Source organism: Escherichia sp. F1, assembly GCF_046764225.1.
In the GTDB taxonomy this organism is placed as follows: Bacteria; Pseudomonadota; Gammaproteobacteria; order Enterobacterales; family Enterobacteriaceae; genus Escherichia; species Escherichia coli.
In genome coordinates this window covers 4,782,508-4,802,560 of sequence record NZ_CP177202.1, presented here as the reverse complement: position 1 = coordinate 4,802,560, position 20,053 = coordinate 4,782,508, and the positions used below count along the sequence as shown (strand labels likewise).

The following is a 20,053-nucleotide window of genomic DNA, read 5'->3' as shown; positions in this document are numbered from 1 at the left end:
GGCGACAAAAGTGGCTGCGCAACCGGCTGATGACCCGAAACGGGCATCCGCCGGTACGCCGTAGCCGCCAGAGACGCCATCGGAAGGAGTGAGCATGTCTGTACAGCAAATCGACTGGGATCTGGCCCTGATCCAGAAATATAACTATTCCGGGCCACGATACACCTCGTACCCGACCGCGCTGGAGTTTTCAGAAGACTTCGGCGAACAGGCGTTTTTACAAGCCGTGGCGCGCTATCCTGAGCGTCCATTATCTCTCTACGTACATATTCCGTTCTGCCATAAGCTTTGTTACTTCTGCGGTTGCAATAAGATTGTTACTCGCCAGCAGCACAAGGCCGATCAGTATCTGGACGCGCTGGAGCAAGAAATCGTCCATCGTGCACCGCTTTTTGCCGGGCGCAAGGTGAGCCAGCTGCACTGGGGCGGTGGTACGCCGACGTATCTGAACAAAGCGCAAATCAGCCGTCTGATGAAGCTGCTGCGCGAAAACTTCCAGTTCAATGCCGATGCGGAGATTTCGATCGAAGTCGATCCGCGCGAAATCGAACTGGATGTACTCGATCATTTACGCGCCGAGGGCTTTAATCGCCTGAGCATGGGCGTGCAGGACTTCAACAAAGAAGTGCAACGTCTGGTTAACCGCGAGCAGGATGAAGAGTTCATCTTTGCACTGCTTAACCATGCGCGTGAGATTGGTTTTACCTCCACCAACATCGACCTGATTTACGGCCTGCCGAAACAGACGCCGGAGAGTTTCGCTTTTACCCTGAAACGCGTGGCGGAGCTGAACCCCGATCGTCTGAGTGTCTTTAACTACGCGCATCTGCCGACCATTTTTGCTGCTCAGCGCAAAATCAAAGATGCTGACCTGCCGAGTCCGCAGCAAAAACTCGATATCCTGCAGGAAACCATCGCCTTCCTGACGCAATCGGGCTATCAGTTTATCGGTATGGATCACTTTGCCCGTCCGGATGACGAGCTGGCGGTGGCCCAGCGTGAAGGCGTGCTGCATCGTAACTTCCAGGGCTACACCACTCAGGGCGATACCGATCTGCTGGGGATGGGCGTTTCCGCCATCAGCATGATTGGCGACTGCTACGCGCAGAACCAGAAAGAGTTGAAGCACTACTATCAGCAAGTGGATGAACAAGGCAATGCGCTGTGGCGTGGTATTGCGCTAACGCGTGATGACTGTATTCGCCGCGATGTGATTAAGTCGCTCATCTGCAACTTCCGTCTGGATTACGCCCCTATTGAGCAACAGTGGGATTTGCACTTCGCTGATTACTTTGCGGAAGATCTCAAGTTGCTCGCCCCATTAGCAAAAGACGGACTGGTGGATGTGGATGAGAAGGGAATACAGGTGACGGCGAAAGGTCGCTTGCTGATCCGCAACATTTGCATGTGCTTTGATACCTATCTGCGCCAGAAAGCGCGGATGCAGCAGTTCTCACGGGTGATTTAAATAGTGAATGGCGCTTCGTTTACAAAGTAGAAAACGAAAGCGCCATCAATGTGCTGAGAACAAGATTGCCTGATGCGCTACGCTTATCAGGCCTACAAAACCTGTTGAAAATATTGCTTTTGTAGGCCGGATAAGGCGTTCACGCCGCATCCGGCATGAACAAAGAGCACTTCATCAGCAATCTGAAACTCAGCTAAACAGCCCAATCATCGCGGCACACAGCACGGCAGCAACAGCAGTTTGCGGTGTGTGGCTGTCAACTGCGCCACTCGATACCAGATTAATTATTGATTCCAGCATAATGACTCTCCCCGTTTTCCGGGCAAGATCATACTGAACTTATCGGAACAGTAAAGCGCAAAATACCAGCAATTTGCGCTCAATAATCAATCTTTACACACAAGCCGTGAATCACTCCATCCCCAGCTCTTTTAACTTCCGCGTCAGAGTGTTACGCCCCCAGCCGAGTAGCCGCGCCGCTTCCTGTTTATGCCCCTGCGTATGTCGCAGCGCGGTGGTCAGTAACGTCCGCTCCAGCTCAGGCTGCGCTTCGGAAAGCAGATTTTGATGACCGGAACGCAGCGCCCTGTCTGCCCACTGCGCTAACAGCGTCGCCCAACTGTCCGGTTGCATTTGCGAAGTACTCTCCGCAACCGTTGATTCAAACAGTTCGCCAGGCAAATCCTGAATCAACACTTCCTGTCCGGCAGCCATTACCGTTAGCCAGCGGCAGGTGTTTTCCAGCTGGCGCACGTTGCCTGGCCACGCCAGACGCGTCAGCGCGGCTTCGGTTTCCGGATGCAGTAACTTCGCTTCTACTCCCAGTTCGCGCGCGGCAACCTGTAAAAAATGGCGTGCCAGACGGGGAATATCTTCCCGACGTTCGCGCAGCGGCGGCAGATGAACGCGGATGACGTTCAGGCGGTGGAACAGATCCTCACGGAACTTACCTTCCTGCACCCGCTGTTCAAGATTCTGGTGAGTGGCAGCGATAATCCGCACATCCACTTTCACCGGCGCATAGCCGCCAACGCGATAAAACTGACCGTCTGCCAGCACGCGCAGCAAACGCGTCTGCACATCCAGCGGCATATCACCAATTTCGTCGAGAAATAACGTGCCGCCATCGGCCTGTTCAAAACGCCCCTGACGAATGGTATTCGCGCCGGTAAACGCGCCTTTCTCGTGACCAAACAGTTCTGATTCGATCAAATCCTTCGGGATAGCCGCCATATTCAGCGCGATAAATGGCGCTTTGGCTCTCGGACTGTGGCGATGCAGGGCATGAGCGACCAGTTCTTTACCGGTGCCGGATTCGCCGTTAATCAGCACGCTAATAGAAGAACGCGAAAGCCGACCGATAATACGGAACACGTCCTGCATGGCTGGCGCTTCGCCGATGATATCGGTCGTTGGGCCGTTAAGCTGAACATTACGCGGCTGCTGCTGTTCCTGGTAATGACTGATGGCGCGCTCAACCAGCGCGACGGCTTCGTCGATATCAAACGGTTTGGGCAGATAATCAAACGCCCCTTGTTGATAGGCGCTGACGGCAGCATCCAGATCGGAATGTGCGGTCATAATGATGACCGGAAGCATCGGATGGCGCTGTTTAATCTGCTTGAGCAGCGCCAGCCCGTCCATTCCCGGCATACGGATATCTGAAAGCAGCACATCCGGCGTTTTGCTCGCCAGCGCCTCCAGTACCTCCGCGCCGTTCTCAAATGTTGTACAGGTTAAACCCGCTCCAGCGAGCGCACGTTCAAGCACCCAACGGATGGAACTATCGTCATCGACTACCCAGACTATCCCTCGTTGCATAAACGTCACCTTTATTTCCTGATAGGCAGGTAAACCGAGAACTCGGTATGACCTGGCCAACTGGTAAATTCAATTTTGCCTGAATGCTGATCAATCAAATTACGGGCGATGGATAAGCCAAGCCCGGTGCCACCTTCGCGGCCGCTGACCATCGGGTAAAACAGTGTATCCTGCAAATGAGGCGGAATACCTGGCCCGTTATCTTCCACATCAATTCGCGCCGCCAGCCGATAACGCTCGCCGTGTAAGGTCAGTTGGAAAGCTGTGCGGGTACGCAGAATGATTTCACCACCCTCTGGCCCCAGCGCCTGTAGCGCATTGCGCACAATATTCAGGAGCACTTGCTCAATTTGATCCGGGTCGTGCGCCAGTTCCGGCAGGCTGGGGTCGTAATCACGAATCAACCGCACGTTGTCCGGCAGTTCCATCGACACCAGCGTCACCACGCGTTCAGCTACTTTGTGAATACTTTCGGTAACGCGCGTACCGGGCAGCTGCGGTCCCAACAGACGGTCGACCAGATTTCGCAGCCGGTCCGCCTGTTCGATAATCACTTTGGTATATTCAAGTAGTGACGGGTCAGGTAATGCTTTGCTGAGCAGCTGCGCCGCGCCACGTAAACCGCCAAGCGGATTTTTAATCTCATGTGCCAGGCCGCGCACTAAATCACGGGCAGCAACCTGCTGGGCGTGCTGTAGCTGTTCCTGACTTAAGCGGCGCTGGTTATCCATCGGTGCCATCTCCAGCAGGATCATGCCGTCCGGCATACGCTGGGCCGTCACAGAAAGGATATGCGAGCGCCCGTCGATGACCAGCGTCACTTCGTTATCGGTAAAACCTTGCCCCGCCTCCAGACTTTCTTGCATCAGCTCGATATTTAATGAGAAGTAGCTCAACAGTTCCGGTAACGGCGTACCAAACAATTTGCGGGAGCTTTGGGCGAGCAGTTGTTGCGCGGCGGGGTTGGCGTAATGGATCGCCAGATTGTCATCAATTAACAAAATACTGTTAATCAGCGAGTTGAGGATCTGCCCAGCATCGGGCTGCGTGCCTGTTGCCATAAAGCAGTCTCCTGAACAGGTTGCACCATTTTAGTGCATTATAGCTTTTTACGGATAAAAAGCGCGAAGCATCAGAGAATTGACGGAGAAAAAAGCCCATGCAGAGATGGGCTGAAAGTTTCCACGGCAACTAAATCCCGGCGTTGTTGCGCCGGGTAGTACAACTTCAACTATTAGACGCTGTAGTACAGCTCAAACTCTACCGGATGCGGAGTCATATGCACGCGGTCATCTTCTTCGCGACGCAGAGCGATGTACGCATCGATCGCTTCATCAGTGAACACGCCACCGGCTTTCAGGAACTCGCGGTCCAGATCCAGTTCGTTCAGTGCTTCTTCCAGAGAACCAGCAACCTGTGGGATCTCTTTCGCTTCTTCCGGCGGCAGGTCATACAGGTTTTTGTCCATCGCTTCGCCCGGATGGATCTTGTTCTTGATACCGTCAAGACCGGCCATCAGCAGGGCAGCAAAGCACAGGTACGGGTTAGCCGCCGGGTCCGGGAAACGTACTTCGATACGACGTGCTTTCGGAGAAGAAACCACCGGAATACGGATAGACGCAGAACGGTTACGCGCAGAGTAAGCCAGCATTACCGGTGCTTCGTAGCCCGGCACCAGACGCTTGTAAGAGTTGGTGGTCGGGTTTGCCAGGGCATTAATCGCTTTCGCGTGTTTGATTACGCCGCCAATATAGTACAGCGCCTGCTCAGACAGACCTGCGTATTTGTCGCCTGCGAACAGGTTGACGCCGTTTTTAGACAGCGACATGTGGCAGTGCATACCGGAGCCGTTATCACCGAACATCGGTTTTGGCATAAAGGTCGCAGTTTTACCGAAGCGGTGCGCTACGTTGTGCACAACATATTTGTAGATCTGAATTTCGTCAGCTTTTTTGGTCATGGTATTGAAGCGGGTAGCCACTTCGTTCTGACCAGCAGTCGCTACTTCGTGGTGATGGGCTTCAACCACCAGACCCATCTGTTCCATCACCAGACACATTTCAGAACGAATATCCTGAGCTGAGTCTACCGGCGGAACCGGGAAGTAACCGCCTTTCACTGCCGGACGGTGACCTTTGTTACCACCTTCGTATTGGGTGGAGGAGTTCCATGCGCCTTCGATATCGTCGATAGCAACGTGGGAACCGGAGATAGAAGATCCGAAACGGATGTCATCGAACAGGAAGAATTCAGGTTCTGGCCCGAACAGTACGGTGTCGGCAATGCCAGTAGAACGCAGGTAATCTTCAGCGCGTTTCGCGATGGAGCGCGGGTCACGGTCATAGCCTTGCAGGGTGCCAGGTTCAAGGATGTCGCAACGGATAATCAGGGTAGAATCGGCGAAGAACGGGTCAATCACTGCGGTGGATGCGTCTGGCATCAGCACCATGTCGGATTCGTTAATGCCTTTCCAGCCGCCAATCGAGGAGCCGTCAAACATTTTGCCTTCTTCGAAGAATTCAGCATTCACCTGATGAGCAGGGATAGTGACGTGCTGTTCTTTACCTTTGGTATCGGTGAAGCGCAAATCAACAAACTTCACTTCGTGCTCGTTCAGCATCGTCAGTACGTGTTCAGCGGACATACTTTAACTCTCCTGGATTGGTCATGGTCGTCGTGGTAACGAAATCTGCAATTATTTTGGCCGTGTCGCCGTAAAAAAGATAAAGCGAAATCTGTGCCAACTTTTAAATTGCCCCTAAAAGGCGTTATCATGCTTAACATCGTGCAAAAGGGCTGCACCATGATGTGAATGTTGCACCAATATAGTGCTTCAATGGAAACATTAAGCACCATATTGGTGCAATGACCTTTGGATAACCCTTTTTATGCTCCGTGAAAGCGATCACAAAGGGACTCTGCAATACTTGTTTGCGGAGGATGTTTGTGATCCTGTTTTGTAGTGCGATTAATCCGTGTACAATAACGCGCTATTTCTAATGCCTGAGGCAAAGTTGTGATCGAAAAATTGCGTAATATCGCCATCATCGCGCACGTAGACCATGGTAAAACCACCCTGGTAGACAAGCTGCTCCAACAATCCGGTACGTTCGACTCTCGTGCCGAAACCCAAGAGCGCGTGATGGACTCCAACGATTTGGAGAAAGAGCGTGGGATTACCATCCTCGCGAAAAACACCGCTATCAAATGGAATGATTACCGTATCAACATCGTTGATACCCCGGGGCACGCCGACTTCGGTGGTGAAGTTGAACGTGTAATGTCCATGGTAGACTCAGTGCTGCTGGTGGTTGACGCATTTGACGGCCCGATGCCGCAAACGCGCTTCGTAACCAAAAAAGCGTTTGCTTACGGCCTGAAGCCGATTGTTGTTATCAACAAAGTTGACCGCCCTGGCGCGCGTCCTGATTGGGTTGTGGATCAGGTATTCGATCTGTTCGTTAACCTCGACGCGACCGACGAGCAGCTGGACTTCCCGATCGTTTACGCTTCTGCGCTGAACGGTATCGCGGGTCTGGACCACGAAGATATGGCGGAAGACATGACCCCGCTGTATCAGGCGATTGTTGACCACGTTCCTGCGCCGGACGTTGACCTTGACGGTCCGTTCCAGATGCAGATTTCTCAGCTCGATTACAACAGCTATGTTGGCGTTATCGGCATTGGCCGCATCAAGCGCGGTAAAGTGAAGCCGAACCAGCAGGTCACTATCATCGATAGCGAAGGCAAAACCCGTAACGCGAAAGTCGGTAAAGTGCTGGGCCACCTCGGTCTGGAACGTATCGAAACCGATCTGGCGGAAGCTGGCGATATCGTGGCGATCACGGGCCTGGGCGAACTGAACATTTCTGACACCGTTTGCGACACGCAAAACGTTGAAGCGCTGCCGGCACTCTCCGTTGATGAGCCGACCGTTTCTATGTTCTTCTGCGTTAACACCTCGCCGTTCTGCGGTAAAGAAGGTAAGTTCGTAACGTCTCGTCAGATCCTGGATCGTCTGAACAAAGAACTGGTACACAACGTTGCGCTGCGCGTAGAAGAAACCGAAGACGCCGATGCGTTCCGCGTTTCTGGTCGTGGCGAACTGCACCTGTCTGTTCTGATCGAAAACATGCGTCGTGAAGGTTTCGAACTGGCGGTATCCCGTCCGAAAGTAATCTTCCGTGAAATCGACGGTCGTAAACAAGAGCCGTATGAAAACGTGACGCTGGACGTTGAAGAACAGCATCAGGGTTCTGTGATGCAGGCGCTGGGCGAACGTAAAGGCGACCTGAAAAACATGAATCCAGACGGTAAAGGCCGCGTACGTCTCGACTACGTGATCCCAAGCCGTGGTCTGATTGGCTTCCGTTCTGAGTTCATGACCATGACTTCCGGTACTGGTCTGCTGTACTCCACCTTCAGCCACTACGACGACGTACGTCCGGGTGAAGTGGGTCAGCGTCAGAACGGCGTACTGATCTCTAACGGTCAGGGTAAAGCGGTAGCGTTCGCGCTGTTCGGTCTGCAGGATCGCGGTAAGCTGTTCCTCGGTCACGGTGCAGAAGTTTACGAAGGTCAGATTATCGGTATTCACAGCCGCTCTAACGACCTGACGGTAAACTGCCTGACCGGTAAGAAACTGACCAACATGCGTGCTTCCGGTACTGACGAAGCCGTTGTTCTGGTTCCGCCTATCCGCATGACTCTGGAACAAGCTCTGGAGTTCATCGATGATGACGAACTGGTAGAAGTGACTCCGACCTCTATCCGTATTCGTAAACGTCACCTGACGGAAAACGATCGTCGTCGCGCCAACCGCGCACCGAAAGACGATTAATTTCGCTTTTCAGTCATAAAAAACCTGCCATCGCTGGCAGGTTTTTTTTTACCTGTCGTGAGCGCACACCAATGCGAGTATCTCCCTTATAAGTCTGTGATTACGTCAATAGAGAGCTTTGTCACAATTATCTGCAAAGTCATACACCGTTAATTGCTTTCTTTTTTGGCGTAAGCGTAAGATGCTTCATCTGGTTTAAACCAAAAGGATTAAACAATGGCGGAGAATCAATCCACCGTAGAAAATGCAAAAGAGAAACTGGATCGGTGGTTGAAAGATGGCATCACCACGCCGGGTGGAAAACTCCCTTCAGAAAGAGAGCTGGGAGAACTGCTGGGCATTAAACGTATGACGCTGCGCCAGGCGTTGTTGAACCTCGAGGCAGAATCCAAAATCTTCCGTAAGGATCGTAAGGGGTGGTTCGTGACCCAGCCGCGATTTAATTACAGTCCGGAGCTGTCAGCGAGCTTTCAGCGGGCCGCAATTGAGCAAGGACGAGAGCCTTCCTGGGGGTTTACCGAGAAAAACCGTACCAGCGATATTCCCGAGACGCTCGCGCCACTGATTGCAGTGACACCATCAACTGAACTCTATCGCATCACCGGCTGGGGGGCGCTGGAAGGACATAAAGTTTTCTATCACGAAACATATATTAATCCTGAAGTTGCTCCGGGTTTTATTGAACAACTTGAAAACCACTCATTTTCTGCAGTCTGGGAAAAGTGCTACCAAAAAGAGACGGTAGTAAAAAAATTGATTTTCAAACCCGTCAGAATGCCGGGCGATATCAGCAAGTATCTTGGCGGTTCTGCGGGTATGCCAGCGATCTTAATTGAAAAGCATCGCGCCGACCAGCAAGGCAATATTGTCCAGATAGATATTGAATATTGGCGATTTGAGGCCGTAGACCTCATCATTAATCTGTAGGTGTTTTATGGTGACAATAAATAACGCAAGAAAGATTCTACAACGTGTCGACACTCTTCCTCTTTATTTACATGCTTATGCCTTTCATTTAAATATGCGGCTGGAAAGAGTGTTGCCTGCTGATTTACTTGATATCGCAAGTGAAAATAATCTACGTGGCGTCAAAATCCATGTTCTGGATGGTGAGCGTTTTTCTCTTGGTAATATGGACGATAAAGAACTCTCTGCCTTTGGGGATAAAGCCCGCCGTCTGAACCTTGATATTCATATTGAAACCAGCGCTTCAGATAAGGCATCTATTGACGAAGCCGTCGCCATTGCGTTGAAAACTGGGGCATCGTCCGTACGTTTTTATCCACGTTATGAAGGTAATTTGCGCGACGTATTATCGATCATCGCTAACGACATTGCCTATGTACGGGAAACGTATCAGGACAGCGGCCTGACTTTTACGATCGAACAGCATGAAGATTTAAAAAGCCATGAGTTGGTGTCGCTGGTCAAAGAAAGTGAGATGGAATCTCTTTCCTTACTGTTTGATTTTGCGAACATGATCAATGCAAATGAGCATCCCATCGACGCTTTAAAAACGATGGCACCGCATATTACCCAGGTCCATATCAAAGATGCCTTGATCGTTAAAGAAGAGGGTGGCCTGGGTCATAAAGCCTGTATTTCAGGTCAGGGTGATATGCCGTTCAAAGCGTTGTTAACGCACCTTATATGCCTGGGTGATGATGAGCCGCAGGTGACGGCATATGGCCTGGAAGAAGAGGTTGATTACTATGCGCCGGCGTTCCGCTTTGAAGACGAAGATGATAATCCGTGGATCCCTTATCGCCAGATGAGTGAAACACCATTGCCAGAAAATCATTTACTGGATGCGCGGTTACGTAAAGAAAAAGAAGATGCAATTAATCAGATAAATCATGTGCGTAACGTACTACAACAAATCAAACAAGAGGCAAACCATCTTCTGAACCACTAATAAGTTTTAACTCATACGCAGTTAATAAAACCATTCGATATGAATGGTCGGTATCTTATTGCCTTTAAAACAGTGATTTTAAAAATCGCTTAGGGGATGTTATGCTCACGAAAAAGAAATGGGCGTTATTTAGTCTATTAACATTGTGTGGCGGTACAATTTATAAATTACCGTCGCTGAAAGATGCGTTTTATATCCCGATGCAGGAATATTTCCATTTGACCAATGGTCAAATTGGTAATGCTATGTCGGTGAACTCATTTGTCACGACAGTGGGCTTTTTTCTGTCTATTTATTTTGCCGATAAACTACCGCGCAGATACACCATGTCATTCTCACTCATTGCGACAGGATTACTGGGTGTTTATTTGACGACAATGCCGGGGTATTGGGGCATCCTCTTTGTCTGGGCGCTATTTGGCGTTACTTGCGACATGATGAACTGGCCGGTCTTGCTCAAGTCGGTAAGTCGATTGGGCAATAGCGAACAACAAGGTCGGTTGTTTGGCTTCTTCGAAACAGGGCGTGGCATTGTCGATACCGTGGTGGCATTTTCTGCGTTGGCAGTATTTACCTGGTTTGGCAGTGGCTTATTGGGTTTTAAAGCAGGCATCTGGTTCTATTCCCTTATTGTGATTGCCGTAGGCATTATCATTTTCTTTGTTCTGAATGACAAAGAAGAGGCACCGTCCGTTGAGGTGAAAAAAGAAGACGGAGCATCGAAAAACACCAGTATGACCTCGGTGCTGAAAGACAAAACTATCTGGCTTATCGCTTTCAACGTCTTCTTCGTTTACGCGGTTTACTGTGGCCTGACATTCTTCATTCCATTCCTGAAAAACATCTATCTATTGCCCGTTGCGCTGGTGGGGGGTTACGGCATCATTAACCAATACTGTCTGAAAATGATTGGTGGACCGATTGGTGGCATGATTTCAGATAAGATCCTGAAATCGCCGAGTAAATATCTATGCTACACCTTTATCATCAGTACCGCTGCGCTCGTACTGTTGATTATGCTGCCGCACGAAAGTATGCCGGTATATTTAGGGATGGCATGTACGCTGGGCTTTGGCGCGATAGTCTTTACACAGCGAGCCGTATTTTTTGCACCTATCGGCGAAGCAAAAATTGCTGAAAATAAAACAGGCGCGGCGATGGCGTTGGGTAGCTTTATTGGTTACGCCCCGGCGATGTTCTGCTTCAGTCTGTATGGCTACATTCTGGATTTAAATCCGGGGATTATTGGCTACAAAATCGTGTTTGGCATTATGGCCTGCTTCGCATTCTGTGGTGCGGTGGTTTCCGTAATGCTGGTTAAGCGTATTAGCCAACGTAAGAAAGAGATGCTGGCGGCTGAAGCTTAATTAATGGCCGGATGTGCTTAATCCGGCCAACGAAAACCGTATCAACCGAAGTTTCAATTTCAGGATACTTCTTGCTCGGCAACCACCAGTTCAACATTCTCTTCACTTAACAACTGGCAGAAAGAATTGGGAGGCGGGGCATCAGTAAAAAAAGCCCTGACATTCCGTGCATTGCCAATTGAAACGGCAGCAGACGCGGCAAACTTCGTATGATCGGCCACTAACAATGTATTCCGCGCATGTTTAATCATCGTTCTCGCGACTAACGCTTCATTTACATCAAATTCCAGTAGGGTGCCGTCATGTTCAATGGCACCTATACTGGTGATTAAATAATCTGCGCGGAAGCCTTCAATAAAATCCACGGCTCCTGGGCCGATAATCCCACCGTTATGAGCGCGTAAAGTGCCTCCCGGCACCATCACTTCAATATCCTGATTCTTATAAAGAATCTGTGCCACACGCAGGCTATTAGTGATAATGCGTAAATCACGCCGGTTGAGTAATGCCCTGGCAACGGCTTCTACGGTTGTACCGATGGTGATAAAGACGGTACAGCGTTCGGGAAGGTAATCGGCGACTGCCTCAGCGATCGCCCGTTTCTCGGCGGTGAGCGAAAGTTCCCGTTGCTCAAAAGCGGTATTCATGACGCTGGAGACGCGCCCGGCCCCTCCATGATGACGGGTGATCAAGCCCTGCTCACTGAGTTTTCGGATATCCCGGCGCACGGTTTGCGTTGAAACATCCAGCAGTTGTGCCAGTTCTTCAATATTCATATAACCGCGTTCTGCGATTAGATGAACGAGTTGGTCATGGCGTGGATTACCTGTCACTTCGATGATACTCATGAATACTCCCTTGCCCCTCCTCGGTAGATGTTTACCATTTTACGCATAAAGTGACAAAAATGATTCGGTTTGCTCACGATTAGGAATGCCGGCCCGACCGCCAGGCTGGGTACATTTCATCGCGGCAACCGCACTGGCAAAACGAATAGCCTCTTTTGTTGGCATTTTTTCTGCCAACGCTACCGCGAGTGCGCCGTGAAAAACATCGCCTGCTCCAGTGGTATCAACCACATTGACAGAAAATGCCTCCTGTTGACACAAATGACCATCTTCAATCCACAACGATCCTTCAGAACCCAGCGTAACATACACTTTACCTGCTGTTTGTGTCGTTGCCTGGAACAAACCTTCTTCAGGTGACTGCAGGCCAGTCATGCGTTTCAGCCCTGGTGTTGAGAACACTGCGTGATCGGCAAGCGCGACAAGTGGAGAAATATCCTGCGGTGTCATATCGGCGTCTAAAAGCGTTGTCACACCCGCAAGGCGCGCTAGCGAGAATGCTTTTTCAGTACCGCTATGCCAGCGAACATCGGCCAGAATCAGAGCATAACGAGAGAAATCGATCGCTTCTAACCATTCGGCATCAGTACCGAGATCAGGACTTGGATAATTAACGATAATCCGTTCGCCATGCTGATCAACGAGGATCGCTGATTGCGACGAACGGGCGTTAGGATATCGGCGGCAAAATGCGGTATTGACGCCCCAACCCTCAAGTTCTGCAAGTAAGGTATTTCCACAACTGTCATCGCCGACGCGACCGATGAAATCAACCTCCACGCCAAGCTTTGCGATTGCAACAGCGGCTGTTGCTGCCGGGCCGCCACCAATCTCAAGATAATGATTTGCCTGATACTTCCCGCCGCCCTCCGGCAGAGTGGGCAAAGAATAAATCCTGTCCTGAACTGTGATACCCACGCATGCAATTCTGGTCATATTTGTCTTGTCCTGTTTAATTTTGTCGTCTTTGGTCAATTTAAATGACACAAATGATCAAATTAGTGATGCGTGTCGTGTTTTTGAACATAAATTACAAATATGCTCAAAAACAGACGAAAACGAATTTTCAATTGTCATTATTTTGTCAATGTCAGACAGGAGAGTATTCATGGCAACCATTGCATTTCTCGGGCTGGGGCAGATGGGTAGCCCAATGGCTAACAATCTATTGCAAAAAGGGCATTCATTGCAGGTATTTGATGTCAATGCACAGGCCGTCGATGTGCTAGTTACGCAGGGGGCCACTGCGGCACAAACCCCAGCGGAAGCAGCAGCAGGCGCTGAATTTATCATCACTATGCTTCCCAATGGTGACATTGTTCGACAGGTTCTGTTGGGGGAAAAAGGCGTCTGTGAGGCTGTTTCATCTGACGCGTTATTGATTGATATGTCGACTATTCATCCCTTACAGACCGATGCATTAATACGGGAGTTACAAGAAAAAGGCATCAGTATGATGGACGCTCCCGTGGGCAGAACGTCCGTGAATGCGATTGATGGCACATTGCTGATTTTAGCGGGTGGCACTGATGAGCAGATTGCACGTGCACGCCCGATTCTCATGTGCATGGGTAATGAGCTGGTCGAGGCTGGCGGCCCAGGAATGGGGATCCGCGTGAAGCTAATTAACAACTATATGAGCATTGCGCTTAATGCGCTGTCCTCCGAGGCCGCTGTGTTATGTGAGTCACTGGGATTAAATCTTGATGTCGCAATTAAGGTGATGAGTGGTACGGCAGCAGGGAAAGGACATTTTACGACCACCTGGCCTGGCAAAGTGCTGAAAGGCGATCTTTCACCCGCCTTCATGGTGGATCTGGCGTTGAAAGATCTGCGTATTGCAGTTGACGTCGCTCGGGAGACGGGGGCACCGCTCAATATGGGGATTGCAGCAGAAAGTTATTACGCCGCAGCAAGTCAAGACGGCAAAGGGCGGCAGGACTGGAGCGCCCTGCTAAATCAGGTTCGCCAGCAGGCTGGTCTTTAATTTTATCTATTAACAGGAGTTTCTATGTCATCCCACTTCACCCCATTTACGCTGAAAGATATCTCCCGCCCAGGTGGTGGATTCGCCATGTTAGCTGTCGATCAGCGTGAGGCCATGCGCCTGATGTTTGCGGCAGCAGGGCAGCCAAAACCCATCGCCGACAGTGTACTCACCGATTTTAAAGTTGCCGCGACCCGAATCCTTTCTCCTTATGCTTCTGCCGTTCTGGCGGATAAACAATTTTGTCTTGAACAAATAGTCGAGCAGGGCGCTGTGGCTAATTCTTGCGGCCTGATTGTCGCTGCCGATCTTTTTATCCCAGGTAATGGCATCCCGGTTGATAGCGTTGAAATAGATATGTCCGTCGACCCGCATAAAGCCCGTGAAATGGGGGCTAAGGCAATGAAATTACTTGTACTCTGGCGTGAAGATGAACCCGCAGAGGAACGTCTGGCAATGGTTGATAAATTTGTTCGTCGCTGCCGTAGTGCCGGGCTGGTTAGCATTATTGAACCTGTGGTGCGTCCACCTCGTCGCGGTTGGGACTTTGATCGTGAAAGCGCCATTGTTGCCGCCGCCGCAGAGCTTGGTGGAACAGAAGCTGATCTTTACAAAGCCGAGATGCCATTAGGGGGCAAAGGCGATGAAAAAACCTTACTTGCCGCCTGTCAGCAACTTAACGATCAGATGAAGATGCCGTGGGTAATTCTTTCCTCTGGCGTTGATGCCGATATTTTTGGCCGTGCAGTAAGTATTGCCATGAAAGGTGGTGCGTCGGGCTTCCTGGCTGGACGAGCGGTTTGGGCGTCGGTTGTTGGTGCACAAGATCCACAAACCATGCTGCGCGATGTCTCCGTTCCACGCTTGCAACGGCTGGCTGAAATTGTCGATGAAGGTATCGCGCAACGCTAATCCCCTATGGATATCGATTCTGGAGAATAACAATGGATAAAATTACCCAGGTTTTATTTTCAGATATTGGGAAAGTCACCACTCAATATGTTGAAGTACCACACCAGCAACTTAAACCGCACGAAGTACGGATTGCGCCCGTGTTCTACGGGATATGCGGTTCGGATTTGCATGTTCTGAAAGGCGGTCATCCGTTTGCCAAACCGCCTGTCGTCCCCGGTCATGAAATTGCAGCGCGCGTTACGGAAGTGGGCAACGACGTTAAAAATGTACAGCCGGGCGATCATGTTGTGGTCGATCCCATCATGGCTTGCATGGAATGCCGAGCCTGCAAAGCAGGACGTTTTAATCTTTGTGAACCACCGCAGGTTGCTGGTTTTCGCGCACCGGGCTTTGCTCGCTCACAACACATTGTTCCTGCGCGTAATTGCCATGTCGCACCAGCCTCTTTACCGCTAAAAGTGTTGGCCTTTGCCGAACCAGCGGCTTGTGCTCGTCACTGCGTTAACCGAATGCCGAAAGCTTCTCTGGAAAGCGTACTGGTGATTGGTGCCGGAACGATAGGCTTATCCATCGTGCAGGCACTGCGCATTATGGGGGCAGGTAAGATTACCGTGATTGAACCTGACGCTGCCAAACGCGCGCTGGCGTTAAAGCTGGGCGCAGCAGAAGTTTGGGCACCAGGTGAGCTGGCCGCAGATGTGCGATTTACGGGGGCGATTGATGTCGTTGCAGCGCAGGCCACGCTTAACGATGCATGTACCCGTGTATATGCCGGAGGCACCGTCGTGTGCATGGGCGTACCAAGTGGGCCGCGTGAAATACCATTACCGATGATGCAACGTTTCGAGCGTGACTTGCTCAACTCTGGTATGTACATCCCTGAAGATTTCGATGCTGTTATCGAATGGCTGGCGGATGGGCGGTTTGATACCAGTGAACTGGTTACCGATTTATTTGCCATTGAGGATGCAGCGGCGGCATTCGAACGCGCGCAGCAAAATGACTCCATAAAGGTCATGCTGCAATTTGCGCCGGAATGATTTTCTAAATCTCTGTCTGGCGCTGCGTCACGTCAGCGCCACCCTACAACAATTAAAAAGGACACTGCGATGAGTCAAATCACCAGTCCTGCAACTTATTCAATTAGTCGGCCACAGGACGTAATTGATATTGTTAATAAGAACTCTGCAATCAACACCAGTATCGGCGTTATTTTTATTGCTTTGGGCGGCATATTGATTGATGCCTACCAGGCGGCGATGGTGGGGTTTGGTAATAAATACATTGCCGCTCAATTCGGCATTTCGCCGGGTCTTGCTGCAACCGTCAATGCATCAGTATTAATCGCCGCGTTAATTGGCGGTTTATTAGCGAACCGAGTAATAAACCGCTTTGGGCAAAAGCGGGCATTTATTATTGGCATGGGGCTGTGCACCATCGGTGCTGCAGCGGTAGCTATTGCTCCCAGTATCTGGTGGGTGCTGGTGTGCCGCGTCATCATGGGCTTTGGTTTAGGCATCGACTTCCCTTTGGCAACTAATGCCGTGGCAGAGCTTCGTGGTTCAACGTCGAAGAAAACCGGAACGTCGGTCAACCTCTGGCAAATGGCCTGGTATGTTTCGACAACCGTTGTTTATTTGGTGCTTTTGCCGCTGCTTCTGTCTGGTATCGCTGAAGAACAATTGTGGCGTTACGGAATATTCATCGGAGCTATTTTTGCAGTCATCTTCATGATTTTGCGTTACTTCTTTATTGGTGAATCCGCAATGTGGGCCGCACGCGTTGGGCGTTACCAGGAAGCGTGCGACATTCTGGGAAAACGTTATGGTGTTCAGGCTCGCGTTGCGGCATCGGGTACAACAGAAGCGAAATTCTCGGAAAAAGCAGAGAATAAATACAGTGGTGGATATGGCATCTTATTTAATGATCGTTACCGCAAACGCACCATTCTTGGCTGTGTCGTGGCAACCATGCAGGCGTGGCAATATAACGCCGTAGGTGTTTATCTTCCTCTTACGTTGGCGGGAATAATAAGTGGCGGGCTTACTGGCGCGTTGACCGGTTCTGCCGTCGTGAATGCCCTTTGTGGGGTGACAGGTGGGATGATCGGCTCGTTTATTCTCCAACGACTGGGTACTCGCCGACAGTCGATGTATGGATTTGCTGTTGTGACCTTAGCATTGCTGTCGTTAGGCGCACTGGCAACGACTAATCCCTGGCTGTCTTTAGGGTTATTGGGATCAATTATTTTCTTCCATTCAGCGGGTCCTGGTGGGCTGGGCATGACCATTGCCACACTCTCTTATCCTCCCGCTATTCGCCCTACTGGGGTCGGATTTGCCCGCGCTATTATGCGCACAGGGGCAATTGCAGGACTCATTTTCTGGCCGATGCTGTGGGGTGCGTTGAAAACTGAAGCGTTTTACTGGTTGGCAATCGTGCCATTCCTGGGATTCCTAACCTGTGTATTGATTAATTGGGAACCACTGGGTGCAAATGTTGATGCTGAGGACGCAGAGGTTCTGGCTGAATTGAAGAAATAATTTAATGCGCATCGGCTTAAGCCGATGCGCATTAATTCAAACTGCCCACGTTTAGTGGTTCGTATCCCAGATTTCTCGCCTACCAGGAGAGGAAAATTATGTCTGAAAAGTTACCCGCACCGCGTGAAGGGCTTTCCGGTAAAGCCATGAGACGTGTCGTTATGGGCAGTTTCGCAGGCGCGTTAATGGAATGGTATGACTTCTTTATTTTTGGCACGGCAGCAGGACTGGTATTTGCACCGCTGTTTTATCCAGACAGCGATCCTTTTATAGGTCTTATAGCTTCCTTTGCGACCTTTGGTGTCGGTTTTCTGACTCGTCCTTTAGGTGGCATCGTCTTTGGTCATTTTGGCGATAAAATCGGGCGAAAAATAACGCTTATCTGGACGCTGGCTATTGTCGGTTGCTCCACATTTTTGATTGGTTTTATTCCGACGTATCAGGAAATTGGGATCTGGGCACCGCTCATATTAATGGTGCTACGTTTAATTCAGGGCTTTGGTCTTGGTGGCGAGTACGGCGGAGCGGCATTGATGACCATAGAATCAGCGCCCGAATCCCGACGAGGATTTTTAGGTTCACTCCCGCAAACGGCAGCGTCTGTGGGTATTATGCTGGCAACCGGTATTTTTGCTCTCTGTAACCATTTTCTTACTTCGGAGCAGTTTCTCTCCTGGGGATGGCGCATTCCGTTTTGGCTTTCTGCGGTGATGTTGATCGTTGGGCTGTTTATCCGCCTGCATACCGAAGAAACGCTGGATTTTCAAAAGCAAAAAACGACGAATAATAAAGAAAAGTCCGTTCCTCCGTTGATTGAATTATTCAAAAAACATCCACGAAATATTTTATTGGCACTGGGTGCGAGGCTGGCGGAAAGTGTCTCCTCTAATATTATTAACGCCTTTGGTATTGTCTATATTTCCAGCCAATTAGCATTGTCGCGAGATATTCCCCTGACGGGTATGTTGATTGCCTCGGCGATCGGTATTTTCAGTTGTCCATTGGTTGGATGGTTATCAGATCGTATAGGTCAAAAAAGTCTGTATTTGTCGGGAGCAGGATTTTGTGTCCTGTTCGCGTTTCCTTTCTTCTTATTACTGGATAGCAAAAGTACGCTCATCATCTGGTGCAGTATGATCCTCGGCTACAACTTAGGTCCGACGATGATGTTTGCCGTGCAGCCAACACTTTTCACCCGCATGTTCGGTACCAAAGTACGATATACCGGCCTTTCTTTTGCTTATCAATTTTCCGCGATTCTTGGCGGACTAAGCCCCCTTATCGCCTCAAGTTTGCTGGCGCTAGGGGGAGGAAAACCGTGGTATGTCGCTCTGTTTTTATTTGCTGTCTCAGTTCTTTCCTTTGTTTGCGTCTGGCTGATTGAGCCGACCGATGAACAAGAAACCGCTTCTTACCGCTACATCAGGGAACAATCTCATGAAAACTGAACGAAAAAACGAGCATTACCTGGCGCTACAACAGGCGTTTGACGCGCCATGGCCTGGGCCTGTAGGAGAGTTAGTGATGCTGGAAAAAGGCAATATTCACCTGCAGATTTATCCGCATGATGGTGCCAGGATAACCTCGTTAAAGGCATTTGGTTCTGAAGTATTACGCCAATGGCAGCCGCAGCGCAGAGCTTTTCAGTATGGCTGTTTCCCAATGGTGCCGTGGGCAGGGCGACTGGGGAATGCGACGCTGAATGCTGGTGGGCAATGTTATTCTTTACCCGCCAATAAACCACCACATGCGTTGCATGGTATGGCTTGTTACTCAACGTGGGAAATCATCGACAAAACAACAGATTCCCTGACTTTACGTATGCCCTTGGCTTCACCGTGGCCCTGGCAAGGGGAAGTGATTCAGACTTTTTTGCTGGAGAACGATGCGCTGGTTTTGCAACTGGAAGTCCATTCATATGCCGATACATTCCCGGCCTCCGCAGGCTGGCATCCGTGGTTTGCGAAAAAGCTGACTCCGCAAAATGCAGAATCGTTGCAGGTGCTTTTTGATGCGGACTGGCAAGAAGAAGCGGGTAGTGATGAACTGCCAACTGGAAATCGTATCTCTCCTCAAGCCGGTCCCTGGGATGACTGTTTTGGTTTTTATGACGGGGTGAAGGTTAAGTTACTGTGGCCTGGTAAACTCGCGATGACCATGATCTCTTCTGCAAACAGTCTGGTGGTATTTGATAAACAGCCCGATGCCACCTGTATTAACCCGCTGACTCAGGCACCTAACGCAATAAATCTAACGCCGGAATTGGTGACACCAGATAAGCCGCTGGTCATCGAAACTCGTTGGCAATTTACACCTGAATCTTAACCATTCATCTATTGCGAAAAAGCC

17 protein-coding genes are annotated in these 20,053 nt (G+C 50.2%); 11 read left to right on the top strand and 6 right to left on the bottom strand.

Features of this window, described 5'->3' with window-relative positions; translation table 11 throughout:
• Nucleotides 1-94: 94 nt before the first annotated feature.
• Nucleotides 95-1,468: an oxygen-independent coproporphyrinogen III oxidase gene (gene hemN / locus ACK8NJ_RS22960; RefSeq protein WP_001590951.1), complete on the top strand. Its 1,374-nt coding sequence runs from the start codon at nucleotides 95-97 to the stop codon at nucleotides 1,466-1,468.
• A 189-nt stretch (nucleotides 1,469-1,657) separates the two neighbouring features.
• Here the strand turns inward: hemN and ACK8NJ_RS22955 are convergent, their stop codons facing one another.
• The 4 genes from ACK8NJ_RS22955 to glnA form a co-directional block, all read right to left on the bottom strand.
• Entirely contained in the window at nucleotides 1,658-1,768 is a 111-nt protein-coding gene (locus tag ACK8NJ_RS22955; protein WP_000893994.1) for a YshB family small membrane protein, read from the bottom strand.
• A 111-nt stretch (nucleotides 1,769-1,879) separates the two neighbouring features.
• On the bottom strand, nucleotides 1,880-3,289 hold the full coding sequence (gene glnG, locus ACK8NJ_RS22950; protein WP_001188777.1) for a nitrogen regulation protein NR(I): 1,410 nt from the start codon (nucleotides 3,287-3,289) through the stop codon (nucleotides 1,880-1,882).
• An 11-nt stretch (nucleotides 3,290-3,300) separates the two neighbouring features.
• Complete coding sequence (gene glnL / locus ACK8NJ_RS22945) at nucleotides 3,301-4,350, bottom strand: nitrogen regulation protein NR(II) (RefSeq protein ID WP_000190577.1); 1,050 nt, start codon at nucleotides 4,348-4,350, stop codon at nucleotides 3,301-3,303.
• Between the two features lie 173 nt (nucleotides 4,351-4,523).
• Nucleotides 4,524-5,933, bottom strand: coding sequence for a glutamate--ammonia ligase (gene glnA, locus ACK8NJ_RS22940; RefSeq protein ID WP_411962000.1), 1,410 nt, complete (start codon nucleotides 5,931-5,933; stop codon nucleotides 4,524-4,526).
• A gap of 372 nt (nucleotides 5,934-6,305) precedes the next feature.
• On the opposite strand from glnA, the gene typA reads away from it, so the two are divergent.
• The 4 genes from typA (at nucleotide 6,306) to ACK8NJ_RS22920 (ending at nucleotide 11,411) form a co-directional block, all read left to right on the top strand.
• Nucleotides 6,306-8,129, top strand: a complete 1,824-nt coding sequence (gene typA / locus ACK8NJ_RS22935) for a ribosome-dependent GTPase TypA (RefSeq protein ID WP_000570668.1) — start codon at nucleotides 6,306-6,308, stop codon at nucleotides 8,127-8,129.
• Between the two features lie 216 nt (nucleotides 8,130-8,345).
• Nucleotides 8,346-9,056: a GntR family transcriptional regulator gene (locus ACK8NJ_RS22930; protein ID WP_000829798.1), complete on the top strand. Its 711-nt coding sequence runs from the start codon at nucleotides 8,346-8,348 to the stop codon at nucleotides 9,054-9,056.
• 7 nt (nucleotides 9,057-9,063) lie between these two features.
• The gene (locus tag ACK8NJ_RS22925) at nucleotides 9,064-10,044 is read left to right on the top strand and encodes a sugar phosphate isomerase/epimerase family protein (protein ID WP_000256393.1); all 981 of its coding nucleotides are present in this window, start codon (nucleotides 9,064-9,066) and stop codon (nucleotides 10,042-10,044) included.
• 101 nt (nucleotides 10,045-10,145) lie between these two features.
• Entirely contained in the window at nucleotides 10,146-11,411 is a 1,266-nt protein-coding gene (locus ACK8NJ_RS22920; RefSeq protein WP_097336547.1) for an MFS transporter, read from the top strand.
• 59 nt (nucleotides 11,412-11,470) lie between these two features.
• On the opposite strand, the gene ACK8NJ_RS22915 is transcribed toward ACK8NJ_RS22920, so the two are convergent.
• Both ACK8NJ_RS22915 and ACK8NJ_RS22910 read right to left on the bottom strand, forming a co-directional pair.
• Nucleotides 11,471-12,259, bottom strand: a complete 789-nt coding sequence (locus ACK8NJ_RS22915) for a DeoR/GlpR family DNA-binding transcription regulator (protein ID WP_000022286.1) — start codon at nucleotides 12,257-12,259, stop codon at nucleotides 11,471-11,473.
• Nucleotides 12,260-12,298: 39 nt separating this feature from the next.
• A complete protein-coding gene (locus ACK8NJ_RS22910) occupies nucleotides 12,299-13,195 on the bottom strand; it encodes a sugar kinase (RefSeq protein ID WP_097336548.1) in 897 nt (298 codons plus the stop codon).
• A gap of 172 nt (nucleotides 13,196-13,367) precedes the next feature.
• Between ACK8NJ_RS22910 and yihU the strand changes: the two genes are divergently transcribed.
• The 6 genes from yihU to ACK8NJ_RS22880 all read left to right on the top strand — a co-directional run bounded on the left by yihU (nucleotide 13,368) and on the right by ACK8NJ_RS22880 (nucleotide 20,029).
• Nucleotides 13,368-14,246 carry a sulfolactaldehyde 3-reductase gene (gene yihU, locus ACK8NJ_RS22905; RefSeq protein WP_001306655.1) on the top strand — a complete coding sequence of 293 codons (879 nt, stop codon included), beginning with the start codon at nucleotides 13,368-13,370 and terminating at the stop codon, nucleotides 14,244-14,246.
• Between the two features lie 24 nt (nucleotides 14,247-14,270).
• On the top strand, nucleotides 14,271-15,158 hold the full coding sequence (locus ACK8NJ_RS22900; RefSeq protein WP_000094544.1) for an aldolase: 888 nt from the start codon (nucleotides 14,271-14,273) through the stop codon (nucleotides 15,156-15,158).
• A 32-nt stretch (nucleotides 15,159-15,190) separates the two neighbouring features.
• Nucleotides 15,191-16,201, top strand: coding sequence for a zinc-dependent alcohol dehydrogenase (locus ACK8NJ_RS22895; RefSeq protein WP_001600777.1), 1,011 nt, complete (start codon nucleotides 15,191-15,193; stop codon nucleotides 16,199-16,201).
• 69 nt (nucleotides 16,202-16,270) lie between these two features.
• Entirely contained in the window at nucleotides 16,271-17,704 is a 1,434-nt protein-coding gene (locus tag ACK8NJ_RS22890; RefSeq protein ID WP_000078433.1) for an MFS transporter, read from the top strand.
• Between the two features lie 98 nt (nucleotides 17,705-17,802).
• On the top strand, nucleotides 17,803-19,152 hold the full coding sequence (locus tag ACK8NJ_RS22885; RefSeq protein ID WP_001291196.1) for an MFS transporter: 1,350 nt from the start codon (nucleotides 17,803-17,805) through the stop codon (nucleotides 19,150-19,152).
• A complete protein-coding gene (locus ACK8NJ_RS22880; protein ID WP_411961999.1) occupies nucleotides 19,142-20,029 on the top strand; it encodes an aldose 1-epimerase in 888 nt (295 codons plus the stop codon). Before ACK8NJ_RS22885 ends, ACK8NJ_RS22880 begins: the two co-directional genes overlap by 11 nt.
• The last annotated feature ends 24 nt before the right edge of the window (nucleotides 20,030-20,053 follow it).